The sequence below is a fragment of the Cellvibrio sp. KY-GH-1 genome, from assembly GCF_008806975.1.
Lineage (GTDB): Bacteria > Pseudomonadota > Gammaproteobacteria > Pseudomonadales > Cellvibrionaceae > Cellvibrio.
Genome location: NZ_CP031728.1, coordinates 4,932,780 through 4,952,259 on the forward strand (window position 1 = coordinate 4,932,780; position 19,480 = coordinate 4,952,259).

The 19,480-nt window shown below is 47.2% G+C and carries 16 protein-coding genes; 10 read left to right on the forward strand and 6 right to left on the reverse strand.

The window, feature by feature from the left end; translation table 11 throughout:
* Window positions 1-4 precede the first annotated feature (4 nt).
* Window positions 5-1,180 carry an MdtA/MuxA family multidrug efflux RND transporter periplasmic adaptor subunit gene (locus D0C16_RS20750; protein WP_151034106.1) on the reverse strand — a complete coding sequence of 392 codons (1,176 nt, stop codon included), beginning with the start codon at window positions 1,178-1,180 and terminating at the stop codon, window positions 5-7.
* Window positions 1,181-1,801: 621 nt separating this feature from the next.
* On the opposite strand from D0C16_RS20750, the gene D0C16_RS20755 reads away from it, so the two are divergent.
* Together D0C16_RS20755 and D0C16_RS20760 are read left to right on the forward strand one after the other, a co-directional pair.
* Window positions 1,802-4,057: a cellulase family glycosylhydrolase gene (locus tag D0C16_RS20755; RefSeq protein ID WP_191968577.1), complete on the forward strand. Its 2,256-nt coding sequence runs from the start codon at window positions 1,802-1,804 to the stop codon at window positions 4,055-4,057.
* A gap of 289 nt (window positions 4,058-4,346) precedes the next feature.
* Window positions 4,347-6,374, forward strand: a complete 2,028-nt coding sequence (locus D0C16_RS20760) for an acyltransferase family protein (protein ID WP_191968578.1) — start codon at window positions 4,347-4,349, stop codon at window positions 6,372-6,374.
* Window positions 6,375-6,427: 53 nt separating this feature from the next.
* On the opposite strand, the gene D0C16_RS20765 is transcribed toward D0C16_RS20760, so the two are convergent.
* The 3 genes from D0C16_RS20765 to D0C16_RS20775 form a co-directional block, all read right to left on the reverse strand.
* Complete coding sequence (locus D0C16_RS20765; protein ID WP_151034108.1) at window positions 6,428-7,075, reverse strand: hypothetical protein; 648 nt, start codon at window positions 7,073-7,075, stop codon at window positions 6,428-6,430.
* Window positions 7,062-8,021 carry a DUF692 family multinuclear iron-containing protein gene (locus D0C16_RS20770; RefSeq protein WP_151034109.1) on the reverse strand — a complete coding sequence of 320 codons (960 nt, stop codon included), beginning with the start codon at window positions 8,019-8,021 and terminating at the stop codon, window positions 7,062-7,064. Before D0C16_RS20770 ends, D0C16_RS20765 begins: the two co-directional genes overlap by 14 nt.
* 137 nt (window positions 8,022-8,158) lie before the next feature.
* Window positions 8,159-8,542 carry a hypothetical protein gene (locus D0C16_RS20775; protein WP_151034110.1) on the reverse strand — a complete coding sequence of 128 codons (384 nt, stop codon included), beginning with the start codon at window positions 8,540-8,542 and terminating at the stop codon, window positions 8,159-8,161.
* Window positions 8,543-8,664: 122 nt separating this feature from the next.
* On the opposite strand from D0C16_RS20775, the gene D0C16_RS24105 reads away from it, so the two are divergent.
* The 4 genes from D0C16_RS24105 (at window position 8,665) to D0C16_RS20790 (ending at window position 10,840) form a co-directional block, all read left to right on the forward strand.
* Complete coding sequence (locus D0C16_RS24105; RefSeq protein ID WP_191968579.1) at window positions 8,665-8,832, forward strand: hypothetical protein; 168 nt, start codon at window positions 8,665-8,667, stop codon at window positions 8,830-8,832.
* Between the two features lie 252 nt (window positions 8,833-9,084).
* Complete coding sequence (locus tag D0C16_RS20780) at window positions 9,085-9,321, forward strand: hypothetical protein (protein WP_151034111.1); 237 nt, start codon at window positions 9,085-9,087, stop codon at window positions 9,319-9,321.
* Between the two features lie 80 nt (window positions 9,322-9,401).
* Window positions 9,402-9,773 (forward strand): BON domain-containing protein, encoded by a 372-nt coding sequence (locus D0C16_RS20785; RefSeq protein WP_151034112.1) that lies wholly within the window; start codon window positions 9,402-9,404, stop codon window positions 9,771-9,773.
* Window positions 9,774-10,111: 338 nt separating this feature from the next.
* Complete coding sequence (locus D0C16_RS20790) at window positions 10,112-10,840, forward strand: Crp/Fnr family transcriptional regulator (RefSeq protein WP_151034113.1); 729 nt, start codon at window positions 10,112-10,114, stop codon at window positions 10,838-10,840.
* A 247-nt stretch (window positions 10,841-11,087) separates the two neighbouring features.
* Here the strand turns inward: D0C16_RS20790 and D0C16_RS20795 are convergent, their stop codons facing one another.
* On the reverse strand, window positions 11,088-11,822 hold the full coding sequence (locus D0C16_RS20795) for a helix-turn-helix transcriptional regulator (RefSeq protein WP_151034114.1): 735 nt from the start codon (window positions 11,820-11,822) through the stop codon (window positions 11,088-11,090).
* Window positions 11,823-12,082: 260 nt separating this feature from the next.
* Here D0C16_RS20795 and D0C16_RS20800 point away from each other — a divergent pair, with 260 nt between their 5' ends.
* From D0C16_RS20800 to D0C16_RS20810, 3 genes are all read left to right on the forward strand, one after another.
* Window positions 12,083-15,565: an acyl-[ACP]--phospholipid O-acyltransferase gene (locus D0C16_RS20800; protein WP_151034115.1), complete on the forward strand. Its 3,483-nt coding sequence runs from the start codon at window positions 12,083-12,085 to the stop codon at window positions 15,563-15,565.
* Between the two features lie 12 nt (window positions 15,566-15,577).
* Window positions 15,578-16,450: a rhombotarget lipoprotein gene (gene rhlP, locus D0C16_RS20805; protein ID WP_225318787.1), complete on the forward strand. Its 873-nt coding sequence runs from the start codon at window positions 15,578-15,580 to the stop codon at window positions 16,448-16,450.
* Window positions 16,451-16,516: 66 nt separating this feature from the next.
* Window positions 16,517-17,596, forward strand: a complete 1,080-nt coding sequence (locus D0C16_RS20810; protein WP_151034117.1) for an amidohydrolase family protein — start codon at window positions 16,517-16,519, stop codon at window positions 17,594-17,596.
* A 17-nt stretch (window positions 17,597-17,613) separates the two neighbouring features.
* On the opposite strand, the gene djlA is transcribed toward D0C16_RS20810, so the two are convergent.
* On the reverse strand, window positions 17,614-18,393 hold the full coding sequence (gene djlA, locus D0C16_RS20815) for a co-chaperone DjlA (protein WP_151034118.1): 780 nt from the start codon (window positions 18,391-18,393) through the stop codon (window positions 17,614-17,616).
* 166 nt (window positions 18,394-18,559) lie between these two features.
* On the opposite strand from djlA, the gene D0C16_RS20820 reads away from it, so the two are divergent.
* Window positions 18,560-19,447 (forward strand): hypothetical protein, encoded by an 888-nt coding sequence (locus tag D0C16_RS20820; RefSeq protein WP_225318788.1) that lies wholly within the window; start codon window positions 18,560-18,562, stop codon window positions 19,445-19,447.
* The last annotated feature ends 33 nt before the right edge of the window (window positions 19,448-19,480 follow it).

A 19,480-nucleotide genomic window follows, 5' to 3' on the forward strand; every position in this document is an offset into this window, starting at 1 on the left:
TATCTCAATTTTTCGCCGAAGGCTGTTCAATCACCTTTACGTCTTTGCCCGGCCAAAGGCGATCAACGCCCTCCAATACAACCTGATCACCTTCAGCCAACCCGTCGAGTACCGCAATATTTTCGCCTTCCAATGCGCCTAGTTTGATTCGACGCATCTCTGCTTTGTTGTCTTTTATCAAGTAAACATAAGTGCCTTTGCTGCCGTACTGCACGGCATCGGCGGGAATCGTCACCGCGCCGTCCAGCGTCTGCAGGTGTAAGCGCGCGTTAATAAATTGATTGGGGAAGAGGCTGTCATCGGTGTTATCAAACTCCGCCTTCAGGCGCAGAGTGCCGGTGGTGGAATCGATTTGGTTATCCAGCGTGGTCAGTTTGCCAACGGATAAAAGGTTGTGCTCGCTACGATCCCATGCCTCCACCGCCAGTGATTGTTGTGCCGATAGCGCAGCAGAATGAGCCTGACGCACGGCGATCAACTGGTTTTCCGGAATGGTAAATACCACGGAAATAGGCTGGGTTTGGGTAATGGTGACCAGCCCGGTGCTGTCATTGGCGTTGACCAGGTTGCCCACATCGACTTTACGCAGACCGGTACGGCCGGAAATAGGTGCGGTAATACGAGTGTAGGACAGTTGCAGACGCGCGTCCTCCAACTGGGCGCTGTGACTTTTTAATGTCCCGCGAAATTGTTCTACCAGGGCTTTTTGCTTATCGAATTGCTGTTTGGCGATGGAGTTTTTGGTCAATAGTTGCTCGTACAGCGCCAAATCATCTTCTGCATTCTTCAGCTGCGCTTTAGTTTCCTGTAACGCGCCTTCGGCCTGATGGAGTTTTACTAGGTAGGGCGCCGGGTCAATCTCCGCTAACAGGTCACCGGCTTTAACCGACTGACCTTCACTAAATTTCACGCTCAGGATCGGTCCACCAACGCGCGGGCGCACGGTTACCGTGTTTAACGGACTGACGCTCCCAATGGCTTTGATATGTACTTTTAAATCGCTTTTGCTAACGCTAACTACGTGTACCGGTGTTGGGCCCATCCAGGGGTTTGGCGGAGGCGGGCGTTTGGCTTCGGGCGCGCGAATCGCGAAAAACCACACTAAAAACAAAACCACAACGGCGCTCACGGCGAGCAGCCAGCGCTTGCCGCGTGACAAGCGATTTACAGAAGCAGACATGAATACATCCAATCAGTTGGTTAATTCGGGGCAATCGAGGAGGCGCGCTGGTTATAACAAAACAAATTCGGATCTGGCGCATTAATCAGGCAGGCTAGTATGCAAGGAATAAGCCTGCAACGGCATTTACATTTCTGGACGATTGATTACAAGTCTGCGATAGATTCCCAGCGTATCGGCGACCGTAAAACCTGCCCAAGGGCTGAATCCAGACTAATTTCAATTTTGAATAGTAATATTCATTTTCATTTGGAAAAATTATTATCAAGTGTTAACTGGTTCTCAGTAATCCAACTGCGAAAGCACAAAAATGACAGCGCTGTCTTTTCAGGTAAGACAAATAATAAATATAAGAAAAATAGAAATTTAAGCGACAAATACAACTCTCCAACCAAATCATCCGTGTCCCAGTCGTAGTCGGGGCGATTTAATTTTCTGGCGTCGATGTATGCGCCATTCGTAGTAAATGGACCACCTTGCGGTGCGGCTTTCTAGTCTTTGCCGTTTGGCTGTTTGCATTGCAATCGACAGGAGTGGATGTACTAAAAGAGCTCTCTTCAGGGCTCGCTAATAATGAGTGTTCGTCCTTTTCATCCAAGTCTCATCCAAGGAGATAACATAATGACTACTCCGCACAAAAGCATGCGCTTGACCCTGATGGGGTTGGCAGTGCTTGCAGCTAGCTATGGAAGTTCTGCGTCGGCAGCGTGCAGCTACGTAATTACCAACGAGTGGAATACCGGTGCAACCGGTGAAATCCGTATTACCAACTCCACATCGGCAGCGATTAACGGTTGGTCCGTGAATTGGCAGTACGCCTCAGCCAACCGTTTGTCCGGCTCCTGGAATGCCACCGTATCCGGCACTAACCCCTACACAGCCACTAACCTAAGCTGGAACGGCACTTTGCAGCCAGGTGGAACAGCGACCTTTGGCTTTCAAATGAATAAGAATGGCGCGGCGGCAGAGATTCCAACGATTAACGGCGCCGTGTGTAGCGGAACACCGACCTCATCGGCTCCGTCTACCTCGTCATCTGCACCACCGAGATCATCTTCATCGGCTCCGGTGTTGAGTTCATCGAGTTCATCAAGTTTGCAGGCTTGCTTGCAGCAATGTAATTGGTACGGCAGCTTGCAACCGGTTTGCGTGACCACCGCCAGCGGATGGGGTTATGAAAACGGCAAGAGCTGCGTGTCGCGCGCTACTTGCACCAGTCAACCAGCGCCTTACGGACTGACTAACTGCGGCAGCTCATCAAGCGTAATCATTACAACCAGTCGCTCCAGTTCGTCTACGCCAGCAACCAGCTCGAGTTCGATTCGCTCGTCCAGTTCTGCGCCCGCGACCAGTTCAAGTTCCATCCGGTCTTCCAGTTCTGCGCCGGCTACCAGTTCAAGCTCGATTCGCTCGTCCAGTTCAGCGCCCACTACCAGTTCAAGTTCAATTCGCTCGTCCAGCTCGTCGGGCACTAATACCAGCGCAGGCGTGTTCCGCGTAAACGCTCAAGGTAACCTGACCAAAGATGGACAGTTGTTGCCAGCGCGTTGTGGTAACTGGTTTGGTTTGGAGGGGCGCCATGAACCATCGAACGATTCCGCCAACCCAAGTGGTGCGCCCATGGAGTTGTATGTCGGCAATATGTGGTGGGTGAACGACAGTAAAGGCTCTGGCCGCACTATCGACCAAACCATGAAAGAATTGAAAGCGGCGGGTATAACCATGCTGCGTATGCCAATTTCTCCCCAAACGCTGGATGCCAATGATCCCCAAGGCAAAGAGCCAAACTTGAAGAACCATCAATCCGTTCGCCAGACCAATGCGCGTCAGGGGATGGAAGATTTCATCAAGATTGCCGATGCCAATGACATCCAGATTTTTGTCGATATCCACTCTTGCTCTAACTACGTAGGTTGGCGTGCAGGTCGTATCGACGCTCGTCCACCTTATGTGGATAAAGACCGCGTGGGTTACGACTACAAGCGTGAAGAATATTCTTGTGCGACTACCGGTAATCCAAGTTCAGTGACCAAGATTCACGCCTACGACAAAACCAAGTGGTTGGCGACCATCAAAGAAGTTGCTGGTCTGTCGGCCAAGTTGGGCGTGGATAACCTGATCGGTATCGATATTTTCAACGAGCCATGGGATTACACCTGGGCTGAGTGGAAATCTCTCTCCGAAGAAGCTTACGCGGCGATGAACTCGGTAAACCCGAATATGCTGATTATCGTGGAAGGTATTTCTGGCAACGCCAACTCACAAGACGGCACACCGGACACCAAAGTCCCAGTGCCACATGGCAGCGAAGATACCAATCCTAACTGGGGTGAAAACCTGTTTGAAGCCGGGACCGATCCAATCAATATTCCGAAAGATCGCTTGGTATTCTCACCGCACACCTACGGTCCATCTGTGTTTGTACAAAAACACTTTATGGACCCCGCACAAACCGAGTGTGCTGGTCTGGAAGGCGATGAAGCAGCAATGCACAAGTGCCGTGTAGTGATTAACCCAACCGTGTTGGAAGCTGGCTGGGAAGAGCACTTCGGTTACCTGCGCGAACAAGGCTACGGTATTTTGATTGGTGAATTTGGTGGCAATATGGATTGGCCCAACAAAACCAGCCAGGCGGATCGCACCACCTGGAGTCATATCACCACCAACGTAGATCAACAATGGCAAACCGCGGCGGCGGCCTACTTCAAGAAGAAAGGCATCAATGCCTGTTACTGGTCTATGAACCCGGAATCTGCCGATACCTTCGGCTGGTACCTGACTCCATGGGATCCAGTCAGTGCAAACGACAAGTGGGGTCAATGGACCACGCTTGATCCACGCAAGACCACGCTGTTGAACAGTCTGTGGGGCCGTTAATTCAACTCGATTGAATTAATTGCCATAAAACGCCCGGATTCGAATGCTTGAATCCGGGCGTTTTTGTTTCAGCTAAGCTATTTGTGTTGTTACAGGTCGTAAGCTGCAAGGCTTTGCGCAGTGGATCGCATACTGGAACATTGCCCGGTTGAAACAGTGCGGTGCAGGTTATTTAAAAGGATGATGGCACAGATATTGTTTGTTATTTTTTGCCTGGAAAACGGCCTATTAAAAAAGGTTATAGATATGCGGATGTAATCGGTGTTTACTTGAAACTTGGAGCCATAAATTGCAAGGGTCAAATAATTTTCGTCTTGATATTCAAGGTCTCAGAGGAATAGCAGTACTGCTAGTGGTGCTGTATCACTTGGATCTGCCCTGGCTAACCGGCGGCTATATTGGGGTCGATATATTTTTTGTCATTTCCGGGTATTTGATTACTGGCCATTTGGCTGAAGCGTTGGATAACAATCGTTTTAGTTTTAGTGAGTTTTATGCACGTCGTGTGCGCAGGATTATTCCCGCATCAATATTTGTGTTGTTCTGCACCATGTTGGTTTCCTGGTTTTTGTTACCACCTTTGCTCCTGCCAAAGGTAATGAAAGAAACTATTTCCACTGCACTTTATTTGCCCAATATTTTTTACGCTTACCAACAGACTGATTATTTGGCGGAGACTGCGCCCTCGCCCCTGTTGCACTATTGGTCTCTCGGCGTTGAAGAACAGTTTTATTTTATCTGGCCCTTGTTGTTATTTTGTTGCTGGCGTTTATTCGGGAGCCAAAAAAAATACCTGGCCGGTATTCTGATAATACTGCTGGGGCTGTCGTTGATGGCGTGTATTCTTCTGACTCAGTCAAGTCAGCCCTGGGCATTCTTTCTGGTGTTTACCCGCGCGTGGGAATTGGGTTTTGGAGGGCTCCTGGCCTTTTGGTTGATTGAAAAAAAATATACCGCTCATAATCCTCTAGCCCCCTTTTCTTCAATAATCGGTTGGTCAGGGCTAGTACTGGTCGGCAGTTGTGCAATTTTCTATAACAAACATACCCACTTTCCCGGCTTTGCGGCGGCGTTGCCGGTATTGGGTGCAGCCCTGATTTTGCTGGCAGGGGCTATTGGCAAGAACACGGTGTATCTGAACAAAGTCATGGGGATTAAACCGCTGCAATATATGGGGTTAATTTCCTATTCGCTCTATCTGTGGCATTGGCCAGTTATCGTTTTCGCGCAGGAGTTGTGGCCGGAATTTACCGGCATCTACGCCATAGTGAGTTTATTCATTGTCTCAGCGGTATTGGCGGAATTAACGTACCGCTTTATCGAACAACCTTTTCGCAATGTATCTGGAAAATTCTATCTGCCGGCTAAGTCTGCATTGATTAGCTGTGGTGCTGCTTCGATATTTCTTGTGCTTATTGCTGGAGGCTATGGTTGGCAAGTTAAGTCCTGGCAGCTGTTTTCTGATCAGCTTGCGCAGGAGTATGTACCAGATACAAGCCCCGAGTTCACCGGCTATGTGCCCAGAAATCTAGCGCCTGACTTGCGCCAAGTAAGCAAGTCGGTGCCGAAGATCTATAACGATGGTTGCCATGATGACTTGATTGCAGAGGTTGCAGCTGGTTGTGTATTTGGCGATACCAATGCACGCAAAACCTACGTGCTTTATGGAGATTCTCATGCGGCGCAATGGTTTCCAGCCTTGCAGAAATATTCAGAAAAAAATGGAGTTAGATTAGTTACGTTTACGAAAAGCTCATGTCCTGCGACTGATATAGATGTGATATGGCGGGGTGGCGAATATACCAGCTGTGTTAATTGGCGCAAAAAAGTACTGAAAAAAATTAATCAGCTCAATCCTGATGTGGTAATAGTTTCCAGTTATTATGGGGCGAGAGCATCTTTGGATATGGAGGATTCGTCCAAAGAATGGATGCAAGGATTGGTGCGAATGTTTACCAGTTTTCCTGAGAAAACACAGGTGGTTATCATTGGCGATACCCCCAGTTTTACACGCACACCAGCGCTATGTTTATCAAAAAATCTGTCAGATACGGATAAGTGTGCAGAGCCAAGAGGGAATGTTGTGGATTTGCAACTCGCCGATATGGAAGAAAAGGTCGCGCGCGATCACCACCAGCATTACATTGATATGAACCGCTATTTGTGTACAGATTCTACCTGTGGCCTGATCGTTGGCAATGTCCTTATTTATCGAGATCGACACCACATTACGGTTGAATTTAGTGAGAAATTGGCAGACGTTTTGGGGGGCGCTATTGATGGCACGCTAATCTCTTCTCTCGCACTACATAATTGATCTTTCCAAAACGTATGGTGCCTTTTGGGTGGCTTAACCCATTGCAGCTTTTGCTAGTCTGTTTTTGTTAGTGTGAGATATTCCGCTGCGGAAATTTTGCACCAAAAATTGGGCAATTGTGGCGCAACCAGGAGGAAAAAATCCTCCTTCTCAAACTCGGGTAGCGGTTGGGCTGTTAGCAGTGCATGAAAAATTTTTAGTGGGTTACGATCAAAAAATAAAGGAGTTGCGGCGGACATTGGCGCTGACCGGTTGGTTATTTCCATGAAGCTTGGCGTCAGTGTTGTTTTTTTGTTGCTGAACCCTGCACTGAGTAGGCTGGCATTTTTCATTGCGCATTCATAAGCGGCAGTAGTCTTGATAAATAAATCCAGTTTGTCTTGCTCACTTAAGAATTGCTTGAATTGTTCAGCTTCGGCGGCGAAAAACAATGTGCGTACAGGTGCATTGGTAATGTAATCAATAATGAGATGCTCCTGCCGGGTTCGTTTAAGCAACTCCACTGTCAACGGAACGGCAATAGCTAGTCGGCTCAGTCGCCACCAGCTTTGAATGTCGGCGGTTACCGACAGCCCGGCAGCGGATTTCAAACTATTCAACCAATCTCTTTCCACTGTGGTAAGGGGAATTTCATTGGCGATTGGGCGATAGTCGCCGCGGGCCAGTCTGACCATACAATCCTGTAATTCAGCAAGAGGCATACCCCGGCTCCCTGGTGCTAACCTGATTGGTGTGTAGATGGGTGCCGTGGATGGCGCAATATTTTTTCCATGCAGTTTGAGCGAGTGTTAGTTGCGACAGAATTTTTTCTTCGCCCAGCATCGGCAGTGAAAATTCCAGCAGTTCATAAGTAATTGCACAGAGGTTGGGGGTGTGGGGTAGGATTAAGTCCAGTAGGCCCCACACAGCGTCCGGAACCAAATCGCTGTGTACATCCAATTGAAACCCTTCATGGGTTATGCCGCCGGCGATGTGAATTTCCACAACCCGATCCAATTGCAATTGCATTAACGCATAGGCAGGGTCAAAACCAAAATTCAACGCATTGCAATAAAAATTGTAGAGGTCGAGCAATAAACCACAATCGGTGTTCGTCAGCAATTGATTGAGAAATTCAATTTCACTCCAATCATTGCCTGAGAAATCCGGTAGATAGTAGGTCGTGTTTTCAATGAGAAAGGGAACGCCATAACGCTTGCATAGATGTTGAATTCTTGGTTCAAGCAACGCGAGTGCTTCGCGCGTAAATGGAAGGGGTAATAGTAGTCCCGCATGGTCTTCGCCCGCGCTGTCACCCTGCACCAACGTGAATCCCAAGTGCTCGCTGTGCCAGTAAAATTGTTGCTGCTGCGCATATTGATCAAGCATATTTACATAATCCTGATTCCAGCCGCGCGCTGAACCTATGGATAAACCCAGTCCGTGTACTATCACCGGAAATTGCTGCGCCAGGCGTTTGAGGTCGGCAAGTTTACGCGCTTCGAAACGCAGGCTTCGGCGGCCATCTGCTAAAATTTCTTCGCATAACATATCCGGGCTGACTTCAATAAATTGAATCAGCTGTGGGTTGCTGGTGATTAGCGGCGCAAAATCCCAGTGATAATTAATCCCTACACCTAATTTCGGCAGCTGAGATCCGGGTAACATAAATCCTCCTTATCAGTGAAAATTCCGTTACTTTTTTTGGGTAGAAATTCTTACGCCGCCAAAAATGGAAACAGACAAAAAACTTGGACGGTTGAAATAAAAATGCCGATACAAAATTGCATCGGCATTGGTCTGATTTAGCCCATAATGGTTGCTGCTACTGGAATTCGAGCGCTTAACTTAACGACCGGGTTAATACGGAAGCGCAAATCGAAGCCATTAAATCCACATGCCAGGCAGCCGGTAATGCCTCCCAACTGTTTCAGAATGCTGTACATGTCATCCAAGGTGACATCGGCGCTGTTAAGCGCGACATCAATGACTTTGGCTGGTGTTGTGGCTTTAATGACATTGCCATAGGCGTCGTAACAGGTTTGCGCATTTGCCCCTTCAGCGGCAACCAGGGTTGCTACTGCACCGGCAGCGAGCATGGAATTGCGCAGGAAATCGCGACGATCTTTGGTGTTACTATTTTCGGTGTTGTCTGTTGCTGCGGAAGTTGAGATTTTTTCGTCTGACATGATCCTTCTCCTTAACGATTGATGGGGTGAAAGAACACTTACCGGAGGCTCCTTGGGTGTTCTTGTTATCCATCATCTGCCTGTGGGGAAATTTAGCCAGCGAAAAATGAATCTGGATTTTTGTGAAATATTCACTCCGCGAAGGGATCATTAACCCCCGTTTGTATCCTGTACTGTTGGCCCCTGCGAGCGATAAAAAAGGTGAGGCTATTATCAGTCTGGCCGAATTAAATCCACAGCCGTACATCTACATGTTTATGCGCTGGCAACTAATGGCTATTCGCGTTTAACGCATCTGGATGTATCGGGCTTGGCAGCTTTTTCTTGAGCCTGCGTAAGTTGTAAACGTTTTGTGTGTGGTTCTCCGTTGTTTGGAGCCTTGTACCGGATGCTAATCGGCATCCGGTTTTTTTGTTTTTGGGCAGCGATGAATGTGTGTGGTGCAACGTACGGATTTATATCCCCAAAAGGTGTATCTTCTGAAGGTGGTTAATATAAATCGTCGGCAATTAGGTTGGCGGTTAATCGCATAGGAGAATAGTATGAAAAAATTGAACCTAAACTCTCAGCTGTTTAGTGTATTAACAGCTGTTCCATTAGATACAGATTCAGAGGAACAATTGCCTCTGAATGTTGCAATTCGTAGAGATTACCAGCCATTGAAATATCGCAAGCCGATTGAGAATTTGCAGCAATCTGCGACAGATGAAGGACTCAAACGTGAGCGTCAGCAACAACATAAATCGTGGTTAGACAAGTTGCGTGAGCAACCTCATTGAGTAATTACAGCCAAGTGAGGTTTGATAAAGCAGGGAGCTGCCCTGATTGGCGAACCTGCTTCGGTGTAGTGAGCATATTTATGGAATTCAACGATCCTTGGCCACCAGAACTTATTGACAGGTTCAACACTAATCGCTTGATTGTGCTCAAGCGTCAGGCTTCAGCGCTGGGGCTGGAAAAAAAGTTGCGACAGGATGAGATATCCCGTCGCAATGACAATGACATATTTATCGATGTAAGACAGGCCCTGATTGATTTGGAGCCCGTGCGTGCAGATGTGTTGAAATTTTCAATAAATGATGGGTGGATTACATTACAAGGTGAGGTCGATTGGGAATATCAACGCCGCGCCATTATTTCCAGGGTTTTATTTATTGTTGGTGTGGCGGGAATTGTTAATGACATTCATATAAAAAATCCACCTATGCTGTTCGCAGGTATAAATAATTGAGCAGGACTTTCCGCTCGGTTTAAACTCTGGTGCGCCACAAAAGGTGTGCACGCCACAGGATAAAACCGGCAGCCATTATCAGCAAAAAAATCACTAGTCCTCCAGGGCCAAAAGCCGATGACATGGATATAGCTCCCAATACTATAAAAACAAAGCCCAGTATTCCCTTCATCTCTCTTTATCCTCTTTTAGTTAAAAATCTTCGGTTAGTAAAAAATCTATTGAAGCTATTTGGTCGAATCAGGCGTAGTCTGTGTGCAAACCTACCTTAACCTGTTTGCACCTGGCGTAGTATCGGCGAGGCAAATTGCTACACCTATGTTGTCGGAGTAAACCCAATGCCTGCGCCAATCAATCCCCGCCAGAATCGATTAATCTCGGCCTTGCCGCTCAAAGTACAGGACCAACTGTTACCTGACCTTGAATTGGTACCTTTGCCCTTGGGCATGGTGCTCTATGAGTCGGGCGAGGTGATGCGCTACGTCTATTTTCCAGCGGATTGTATTGTTTCACTGCTTAATGTCCTGGAATCAGGAGCATCAGCAGAAATATCTATTGTCGGCAACGACGGCATTGTCGGCGTGGCCCTCTTCATGGGTGGGGAAAGCACACCTAGTCGCGCCATTGTCCAGAGTGGCGGTTATGCCTATCGACTCGCTGCACAAAAATTCAAGGATGCATTTAATCAGCACGTGGAAATGCTCACGTTGTTGTTGCGCTATACCCAGGCCTTGATAACACAAATGGCACAAACGGCAGTGTGTAATCGCCATCATTCAATTGATCAGCAGTTGTGTCGTTGGCTGCTCTTATCCCTGGATCGCTTACCTGCCAATCGCATTACTATGACACAAGAACTTATTGCCAATATGTTGGGGGTTCGTCGTGAAGGTGTTACTGAGGCTGCAGGTAAATTACAGCGCCTGGGTGTTATACAGTATTCTCGCGGGAATATCACTGTTGTTGATCGCCGGCACCTGGAAGAGCTTTGCTGTGAATGTTATGCCGTAGTCAAAAAAGAAACTGATCGCTTAATGCCTTACCTGATCCCAGGGCCCCTTTCCTAGTGCTCAGTGGTTACAACCCGCATCATTAAAATACTTCCTTGCACGCAGTGAAACATATATCTCGTGCCATTGCGCAACTTCCATGATTCAACTCTACCAATGCTCCGCGCTGCGACAATGAGCGTCTGCGACTGTCATCCCAACAGTACTACCACAGTGAATTTGAGCGAGCAGTTAGCTTGACAAGTTTATGGAGTTGGCTATTGATTGTCGGTGCGTAAGCACACATACATGCAGTGGGTCGTCATTATCTCTTTAGCAAGGGTTTAAATAATCCGTAGCGCCAATTGCGAATCGCAAATACGACGCTGACACCGTTGCGTTTTTCCAGCGGCAAACTGCTGTCTTGCTGATTTAATTCTTCAAACTCACGTGCAAATCGTTTTAGTTTTCGTTGGAACTCCAAATTGCTGGCGGGCGAGAGCATGCCATTCAATACCAACAGGCATTCATCATTTCCTTCAAAGCGTGAGTTAAAAAACTCTTGCGCTAATTTATCCTGAAAGAAACGCTGGATTGGCCCGCCTTCGCGCCAACCAAAATTGTTGGCCACACGCAGTTTGATTTTATTTTTGGGCAGCAGCTCGATGATATTTAATTTATCCAAGCGGATAAGTTTTTTCAGGCATTCGCTTTCGCTGAGTTTGTACCACTCCAGAATTTCTTCCAGGGTCCAGCGGTTGAGCACACATACGGTAATTAGCAGCAGTGTTATATCCCGGGTGATCTCCTCTTCCTGCTCTTGAGTGAGCTGCTGCAATTGCGGCTGCTGGTCATTCATCAGCTGCACCAAATCCGAAATCTCCATTTGCATTAGCTGGCAAATCTGCTCCAGTCGCTGCAGGGAAATTTGCTGTTCGGAAAACAATCGCTTCACGCTGGCCTCGGTTAGGTCCAGGTGTGTCGCGACCTGAGCATAGGTCAGGCCGTGGCTTTTTAGGGTCTTTTTCAGGGTAACTAGCAGGCTATTGATCTGCGGCATAGGGTGCTTTTATTACTTTGTCGGAGGGTGTTGTACGAAAGGTAGCAAAATACGCTACCTTTTGGCTAGAAAAATTCAACTTTACAGAAAAAGGTAGAAAGTCTTTGCAGGCTTGGGCATGCTGGCCGGGCGTTTTAATCTCCCCCGGCCCCTCTTCATAAAAGAGGGGGGATTCAAGCTCCTTCCTTTGGTAAAGGGAGGTTGGGAGGGATTTAACTTCAGGGCTGTGTTTTAAAGGCTTTTTTAAGGAGATTGCTACCGTGCTGCCATTGTTCCGCATTAAAGGTTTTATGCCTTACCTGCTGGTGTTGTTTGTAAATGCCTTTATCGATTTGGGTCACAAAATTGTGATTCAAAATACGGTATTTAAAATATACGACGGCAATACCCAGGTTATTTTAACGGCGTTGGTCAACGCGCTGATTTTAATTCCGTTTATTTTATTATTTTCCCCCGCCGGATTTATTTCCGATAAATACGCCAAGCACAAAGTCATGCAGTACAGCGCCTGGGCTGAGTTAGCGGCGGTGCTAATTATTGTGTTGGCCTATTACCAGGGTTGGTTTTGGCTCGCGTTTGCGATGACGCTTATTCTTGGTATTCAAGCCGCAATTTATTCGCCGGCAAAATATGGCTATATCCGCGAATTAGTTGGCGATAATAATCTCGCCAGTGCCAATGGCTTGGTGCAAGCGCTAACTATTATTTCCATCCTCGGCAGTACCTTCGTGTTCTCGGCGCTGTTTGAAATTTTCTTGAAAGATGTCGTGATCACCGATGCTAATTCCATCATTGCGCACATTGCCCCGTTAAGTTGGGCGCTGGTGGCGTTCACTCTAATTGAGTTATGGATGGCTTACCAATTGCCCAATCGCCAGGGTGAAACTCAAAAACATACTCAAACCTTCAAGGTGGGTAAATATTTAAGTGGTGGGTACCTTGGTCAGAATTTAAAAACCCTTGGTGCCAAACGTGCCATCTGGTTGTCCATCGTTGGCCTTACCATGTTCTGGGCGATTTCCCAAGCGGTGTTGGCTTCCTTCCCGGCGTTCGCCAAAGATGTTCTCCATGAAAATAACACCCTGGTGATTCAAGGTATTCTCGCCTGTACCGGTATCGGTATTGTCATTGGTTCCTTAGTGGCTGGTAAGTTATCGAAAAATTATATTGAGTTGGGTTTGATTCCAATCGGCGCGCTGGGTTTTGCTTTACTGCTTGGCCTATTGCCTGCGCTCGATTCACGTTTCGGCATGGCCATGACATTTATGGGCTTAGGTGTGCTCGGTGGGTTATTTATTATTCCGCTGAACTCCTTGATTCAATATCACGCCAACGCCGATGAGGCAGGCACTGTGTTGGCCGGTAATAACTGGGTCCAAAATATCGGCATGATTGCCTTCCTTGGCTTAACCATGCTGCTCGCCAGTATCGGGCTTTCCTCCGCGCAGCTTTTTATCGTGTTAATGCTGGTGGCGTTGGCGGGCGCTGTCTTTACCGTTTACGAATTGCCACATTCATTAACCCGTATCGGCGCTGCGTTTTTGGTGCAAGGTAAATATAAAGTAAGCGTCGTGGGGTTTGATAATTTACCCAAAACCGGCGGCGTGTTGCTGTTGGGTAATCACATCAGCTGGATCGATTGGGCCATGGTGCAAATTGCTTGCCCGCGTCCGGTTCGCTTTGTGATGCTTCGCTCCATTTACGAACAGTGGTACTTAAAACCTATCTTTAAATTCTTCGGCGTGATTCCGATCAGTGCTGGCCAAAGCAAGGAATCACTGGAAAAAATTAACGAGTTATTGATCGCCGGTGAAGTGGTGTGTTTGTTCCCGGAAGGTGCCATTAGTCGTACAGGTTCACTGGGTTTATTTCGCACCGGCTATGAACGCGTTGTAGAAGGGGTCGAAGGCGTTATCGTTCCCTTTTATTTGCATGGCTTGTGGGGTAGCCGTTTGTCACGCGCACGCAGTGAAAAATTGCGCAGAAATACCGCGCGCGGTCTGCGTCGTGAAGTGGTAGTAACCTTTGGCAAGTCGCTGCCGATGGACACCAAAGCCGAACAGTTAAAACAAAAAGTATTCGAGCTTTCGTTTGATGCCTGGGAGCACCAGAGCCAGGAATTTGACCCCATTCCCTTGGCCTATATTCGTTCTGCCAAAGAGCATTTGGGCGCAACATGCGTGATCGATACCAACGGCACTGAATTAACCAATGCCAAAATGCTCGCCGCAACCGTGGCATTCGCGCAGCAAATGCGTAAATTGGATCGTGAACAAAATGTAGCAATTCTATTGCCCGCCAGCAGCGCGGCGGTAATCGCTAATATGGCCGTGCTGCTGAATGGCCAAACCGCCGTCAATGTGAATTTCACCACCAGTATCGCGGCGATTCAGGCCGGGGTGAAAAATGCGGCGATTAAAACCGTTTATACCTCGGAAAAATTTATCGATAAATTAAATGGTCGCGGAATAGATACCACAGCAATGTTGCAAGGTATGAATGTTGTTTATCTGGAACAATTGAAAGAGCAGTTATCCAAATTCCGTTTTATTGCCGGATTTATCGCAGCGCATATTTTACCTGCTTATGGGTTCTATCGCGTCTTTGGTAAAAAAGTTAACGTGAATGATCCCGCAGCCATATTATTTTCCAGCGGTAGTGAAGGAACACCCAAAGGTATTGTGCTCAGTCATCGCAACTTTATGGCCAATATCAAACAAATTAGCGATGTACTAAAAACCCGCGATGATGATGTGGTTATGGGCAGCCTCCCACCGTTCCACTCCTTCGGTTTAACCGTAACGACATTCCTGCCGTTAATTGAAGGTATCCCGGTTGTGTGTCATCCAGACCCGACGGATGTTGTGAATATTGCTAAAGCCATCTCTCGTAACAAAGTTACCGTCATGTGCGCAACCGCAACCTTCTTACGCCTGTACAGCAAAAATAAAAAAGTGCAGTCACTCATGTTGGAGTCGTTGCGTGTGGTAGTGGCGGGTGCAGAAAAATTGGCACCGGAAGTACGTGAGGAATTCCAGCAACGCTTTAATAAAATTATTTACGAAGGTTATGGTGCAACTGAAACGACACCCGTAGCCAGCGTCAATATTCCTGATCAACTCGATTCTAACGATTGGCATGTGCAGCTGGGTACCAAGTTGGGTACGGTTGGCTTACCGTTACCGGGTTGTTCCTTCCGCGTAGTTGATCCAGTGAGTATGCAAACCCTGCCGGTAGGTGAGGATGGTTTGATATTAATTTCCGGCACCCAAGTAATGCTTGGCTATCTAAATGACCCAGAGAAAACGCAATCAGTCATTGTCGAGCTGGATGGGCGCCGTTGGTATAAAACCGGTGATAAAGGCCACCTTGATGCCGATGGTTTCTTAACCATTGTCGATCGCTATTCGCGCTTTGCAAAACTAGGTGGCGAGATGATTAGCCTGGGCGCTGTTGAGCAAGAAATTAAAAAGGTAGTTTCCGAGCCGGATGTAGAACTGGTGGCCGTTAATATTCCTGACGAGAAAAAAGGCGAGCAAATTGTATTGCTGACTACGCTGGCAATAGACGCGAGTGAATTACGCCAGCGTTTATTGGCGATCAATAGTAACCCCATGATGATTCCTGCTCAGGTACATCATTGTGATGTTATTCCCAAGTTAGGTAGCGGCAAAACAGATTTTAGTGCAGCGAAACAATTGGCATTAAGTCTCGCCCAGCTCCAGTCCGTAACTTCTGAATAAAAGGATTTGATCGTGAATAAATTACGCGTTCTGAGTTTAAGTTGTTTGCTGTTATTAGGATTGGGCGGCTGCGCCAGTCAGCAGATCGGCAGCAAAAGTAGTGTGGTGGAATATCTGTATCCGAAAGAAGATGCTCCGGTTATCCAGCCGTCTATTCCTGTGCTTAAACTGCCAATTAAATTGGGTGTCGCCTTTGTGCCGGAGCAAGCAAGTCTTGGCGGCGGAACCAATTTCTGGACCGGGCGTAGCATTGGCTCGGAAGGATTAACAGAAGCCAAAAAAATGGACATTCTTGAAAAAATAGCCAGCCATTTTAAAGCGCAAAAATTTATCGGCGAGATCCAGACAATTCCATCCGCGTACCTGACACCAGGTGGCAGCTTTACCAATCTTGATCAAATCAAAACTATGTACGGCGTTGATGTGATTGCTCTGGTTTCCTATGATCAGGTGCAATTTACGGATGAGGGCATGTTGTCCCTGAGTTATTGGACCATCGTAGGTGCGTATCTGATCTCCGGGCAAAAAAATGATACCAATACACTGATCGATACGGTGGTTTATGACATTGAAAGTCGCAAGATGTTATTCCGTGCTCCCGGTACCAGTATCGTAAAAGGTCGCTCGACCCCGGTTAATCTTACTGAAGAATTGCGCGATGACAGTGTTAAGGGGTTTGAGCTATCAACCAATGAAATGATTAAAAACCTGGATATGCAGTTGGCTGCATTTCGTGAAAAAGCCAAACAACGCCCGGAAGAAATTAAAGTGGTTCGCTCATCGGGTTATTCTGGCGGCGGCGGAGCTATGGAGTGGGTGTTAATACTGTTGCTCGGCTCGCTGTTGTTCACCCGCCGTCGTAATAAATCGATTGTGGGCAAATAGTAAGCTGCGTACAGCCTACGAATCAAGGATGTACGCACATCTTGAATGCTATGCAGGAGGCATTTTATGTTAGGTTCAATTCATAAATTGGTACGGGCTTTTATTTTTCAGTTGGTTGTTGTGTTCATTAGTCCGGTGATTTTCGCTCATGACCGCGATGTTAAACCTGCTGGAAAAACCATTATCGATTTCCATGCCCACATTGCAGGCTTGGGGTATGGTAATTCTGGCTGTTTTGTTAACGAAAAAATGCGCAACAATTTTCGCTTCCCGTTTTATTTAATGGCTATGGGCGTAAGCCATAAAGAGCTGCGCGAGCAGGGTGATGCGATTGTGTTTAAAAAAATTAGCGACGCTGTTGCTAATTCCTCCAGTGTGAATAAAACCGTTATTTTGGCGATGGACGGAGTGATTGATGCTGAAGGTAATCTGGATAAACAATTAACCCAGATTTATGTACCTAACGATTATGTGTATGAGCAAACACAGAAGTATCCCAATCTGCTCTACGCGGCGAGCATTAATCCCTACCGTAAAGATGCTATCCAGCGTCTGGAGCAGGCCAAGGCGAAGGGCGCGGTGTTAATTAAATGGTTGCCATCGATTATGTATATCGACCCTGCTGACCCAACGTTGATTCCGTTTTATCAAAAAATGATTGAACTGGATATGCCGCTGTTAACGCACACTGGCATGGAAAAATCCTTCAGCAGTGCGCGCGATGAATTGGCCGATCCACAAAAATTGACGCTGCCGTTATCCATGGGCGTAACCGTAATCGCCGCGCATATTGCAACAACGGGTAAATCCCACGGTGAGGATAATTTTGAGCGTATCTTACCAATGTTTAAGCAGTATCCGACGCTCTACGGTGATATCTCCAGTTTAACGCAAGTGAATAAACTGGGCTTTATGCGCAAGGTGGTTACTGCGCCGGAATTGCAGGGGCGTTTGATTTACGGCACCGATTGGCCTCTGCAATTTTTCCCTCTGGTGTCGGCCTGGTATCACCTGGGCGATATTAATCTTAAACAGGCTCTCGCGATTTCGCGCATTCGTAACCAGTGGGATAGGGATGTCGCCTTGAAAAAAGCGATGGGTATTCAGGATGAAGTATTTGCAGATGGGACGCGCGTACTAATGTAGTTGTGTTAAGTGTTCTGTTAATTGGCCGGCGCCGCATACATAGATCTGTAACGTTTAATAAACTCGTAGGCAGCGAGAAATTTTTTAAATTGTTCAGTTGTGCTTTGCAATTGCTCCTGGGTTAAGCCCTGGCTGGCCAATTTATCCGGGTGGTATTGGCTAGCCAGCTTTTTAAACGCTTTGCGAATTTCTTCTTCAGTCATTCCTGCATTTACGCCGAGTGTATGGTAAGCCGCTTGTAAATCGGCGCTTTGGTGGCCCGGCTGATTGTGGGTGCTATTTTTTCCTGAGTGGCTGTAGGTTTGGTCGCTGGTGGTCTGTGATTTGGGCGGCGCCGTGTAAGTGTGTTGATGCGGTTCGTTGGCACCGGGTGTGTTGATTCGGGTTATTTGATCCTGTGTGTAAATCATGCGCAGCAAATGATTAAACACCACACTTTTGTAGCCCAGCTCCCGCGCTAGCCACAGTATTGCATGCAACTCTTTTTTTACTAAACCGCCATCGGCACGCGCCATGGTAATTAAATGCACCAACAATATCTGCACCAGTTTTGGCGTTGTCGTCAGCCGAAATTCTTTTATCGTCTGGCTGGCGTTGAAGTCTGGCCGCGTGCCGGATTTGAATAAATAAAGTGCCTTGCGTTGTTCCAGTTCCGATAAATTCATTTTTTTCATATGAATTTTAACGCGCTTTATTTCGTGGCGATTAATCTGCCCATCGCTATGGGCCACATATCCCAAAAGGCTAAATACTGCCTTTAGGAATGCTGTGCGAATTATTTGGCTCTTGTCGGACATGGAAATAGTAGTTCCTGATTCTGCCGGGACCCGAGGGGTGATAATCCGGTTGAACTATCAGTGTAGCCGCCAAAACCGAGTTTGCTGAAACGATTTAATCCAAAAAGTGTAACGATAACCGCATAGGCTGGAAGGGCTGCTTTTCCACCTACCAAAGGAATTTCCGATGAAAATGTTATCGTTTCGTTTCAAATTGATCGCTTCCGGTCTTTGCTGTGTTATGGCCTCTGGTCCGGTAGCCGCCAACCCGGATGTAACCGCGCGCGAATATAAATTGCTGCTCAATCCGGCGCTATTTACTTACACCACAGAATCCTCTCAGGTTAATAGCTACTTTTCGGCGTTTACTAATGCTGTTGAGGCGAAAATTGCGCGCGATGTGTCTGGCAGCCTTTCGCTGGATAAGGTGCGCACTGTGAAGTTTTATGATACGGCCGGTAGTTGCTTGTTGAATAATTCCGGGTACATTTTTCGCGATCGTATTGAAGGTGGGCAATCTGAGGTGACGTTAAAGTTTCGCAGTGCTGATCCCTACATTGCAGATTTTGAAGACCTTTCCGCGTCCAGCAATCAAGCGGATACAAAGTTGGAAGCGGATATAGGCGCAAAAGCGGATAATGCGTTTGTGATTGTATATGGTCATTCAACCACCTCGCCCAATACCCGCACGATTAATAATTTTGAAGATATTAATGTGCACTTCCCCGGGTTTTATACCAATTATGGCATCGCCGATTCAACGGCCCTGGCATTGGTTGGTAATCTCGCTATTCATGAGCGCGTGTATGATGGTGGAATGATTGATCTTGGTTCTATCGACGCGGAAGTGAGTTTGACCTTGTGGTACTCCAGTACACCTACACCCTCACAAAAACCGGTGGTGGTTGAGGTTTCGTTTAAGTACGAAGATTCTGCAGCAGATTACACCAAGGCGGTGGTTAACAGAGCCAAGCAGTCGTTTGATGCTATGCAAACATTAAGCAGCTGGAACTCCACAAGTTCAGTAACCAAGACCCAGTTTGTGTATAGCTACAACCCGGCTTTTTGTAATTAAGGGTCCGATAGAAAGGGTTCAATAGAAAAGCGC

Coding starts and splice junctions, on each gene's coding strand:
- D0C16_RS20750 (WP_151034106.1), bottom strand. CDS start 1,180: ATGTCTGCTTCTGTAAATCGCTTGTCACGCGGCAAGCGCTGGCTGCTC.
- D0C16_RS20755 (WP_191968577.1), top strand. CDS start 1,802: ATGACTACTCCGCACAAAAGCATGCGCTTGACCCTGATGGGGTTGGCA.
- D0C16_RS20765 (WP_151034108.1), bottom strand. CDS start 7,075: ATGCCTCTTGCTGAATTACAGGATTGTATGGTCAGACTGGCCCGCGGC.
- D0C16_RS20770 (WP_151034109.1), bottom strand. CDS start 8,021: ATGTTACCCGGATCTCAGCTGCCGAAATTAGGTGTAGGGATTAATTAT.
- D0C16_RS20775 (WP_151034110.1), bottom strand. CDS start 8,542: ATGTCAGACGAAAAAATCTCAACTTCCGCAGCAACAGACAACACCGAA.
- D0C16_RS20780 (WP_151034111.1), top strand. CDS start 9,085: ATGAAAAAATTGAACCTAAACTCTCAGCTGTTTAGTGTATTAACAGCT.
- D0C16_RS20785 (WP_151034112.1), top strand. CDS start 9,402: ATGGAATTCAACGATCCTTGGCCACCAGAACTTATTGACAGGTTCAAC.
- D0C16_RS20790 (WP_151034113.1), top strand. CDS start 10,112: ATGCCTGCGCCAATCAATCCCCGCCAGAATCGATTAATCTCGGCCTTG.
- D0C16_RS20795 (WP_151034114.1), bottom strand. CDS start 11,822: ATGCCGCAGATCAATAGCCTGCTAGTTACCCTGAAAAAGACCCTAAAA.
- D0C16_RS20810 (WP_151034117.1), top strand. CDS start 16,517: ATGTTAGGTTCAATTCATAAATTGGTACGGGCTTTTATTTTTCAGTTG.
- djlA (WP_151034118.1), bottom strand. CDS start 18,393: ATGTCCGACAAGAGCCAAATAATTCGCACAGCATTCCTAAAGGCAGTA.
- D0C16_RS20820 (WP_225318788.1), top strand. CDS start 18,560: ATGAAAATGTTATCGTTTCGTTTCAAATTGATCGCTTCCGGTCTTTGC.